Annotated in this window: 2 protein-coding genes; both read right to left on the reverse strand. The window is 65.8% G+C overall.

Annotated features, from left to right (window positions below):
* Window positions 1-452: DUF2231 domain-containing protein (locus BMX36_RS21235; protein ID WP_093068553.1), on the reverse strand; the 452-nt coding region annotated here is incomplete at its 3' end.
* A 368-nt stretch (window positions 453-820) separates the two neighbouring features.
* Window positions 821-1,216, reverse strand: a 396-nt coding sequence (locus BMX36_RS21240) for a DUF411 domain-containing protein (protein WP_093068556.1), incomplete at its 5' end; no start/stop codon positions are given.

Consider the following 1,216-nt stretch of genomic DNA (forward strand, 5'->3'; position numbering starts at 1 on the left):
AGCACCACCCAATACAACGACCGCGACCGCTCGGGACCCTTGCGGTGGCGGGCTGCCATCCAAGCCAGCACGACGCCGAAGACCGCGATCGATGTTCCGAGCCAGCGATGCGTCATCAGGATAGGGTTGCGGTCGGTCAGGTAGAACCCGCCTGCGAACCAGCCCAGGAACGCCGCTGCGATCGCTCCCAGCGCGCCGACCACCAGCATTATGTGTGCGACATGCTGATAGTCCCGGTTGCGGCGCCATAACCCGAACAGCTCTAACCCGAACGCGCCGATGAACATGGCGATGGGAAAATGAATGACCATGGTGTGCAGCCGGCCCAGCCAGCTCACAAGCCGTTCGCCGAAACTCTTGTTCTTGTTGGCGGTCTCCTCGTGCATGCCGCCCATGTCCATGTCGTCGCCGGCGATGTCGCGGCCACCCATGTTCATGTCCACAGTCGACATAGAGCCCATGCCCATGTGGCCGTCGCCAGCGTCCGCCCCATCTGCTTTCTGCGTCTCGGCTGCGCTGTTAGCGACCGGCCCGGGACCCGCCCCGAGCGCATTGTGATCTTCGTGCGCCGATGCCGACGTGCTGACTGATATTGCAACCGCAAGAAGTATAGCGAAGGTCCCGCCTCGTTTGCCGCCCATCACCTGACCCCTTGATCCGTGTTCATCCATTCCCGTTTACGCACGCCCGGCCTTCTCCCCTCACCCGCCCATTAGCTCTTTCCGTGAGACTTTTCGTCTGCTTCGACGCGAACTGGATGGAGGAGTCACGCTGGCAGCGGCAGGCGCGTCCTGCCGGCCCTAACCAGCAAAATCGCCGATCAGCTGCCGTGGCGGGCGAACAAGCGGCGTCCGCCGGTGCCGAAGGCGACCACGTCATAGGCCTGCGCCTTGACGCCCGGCACTTCCATTCCCGGCGAGCCGAGCGGCATACCGCCGACCGCCAGGCCCCGCACGCCCTTGGGCCGGGTCGCAAGAGCCCGCTTCATGTCGGCGATCGGCACGTGGCCCTCGAAAGCCATGCCATCGGCGATCGCGGTGTGGCAGGACGAGAGGTCCGCGGGAACGCCCGCGCGCTTCTGCAGCGCCGGGCGGTTAGAATCATCGACGACGCGCACCTGCCGGCCGAGCTGCTGCTGCACCTGCGCCGCCCACTTGGCGCAACAGCCGCAGCCGGGGTCGCGGTGCATAACGATCGGGGTAGCCGCGCTGGCGGC

The sequence above is a fragment of the Sphingomonas sp. OV641 genome (genome assembly GCF_900109205.1).
In the GTDB taxonomy this organism is placed as follows: domain Bacteria; phylum Pseudomonadota; class Alphaproteobacteria; order Sphingomonadales; family Sphingomonadaceae; genus Sphingomonas.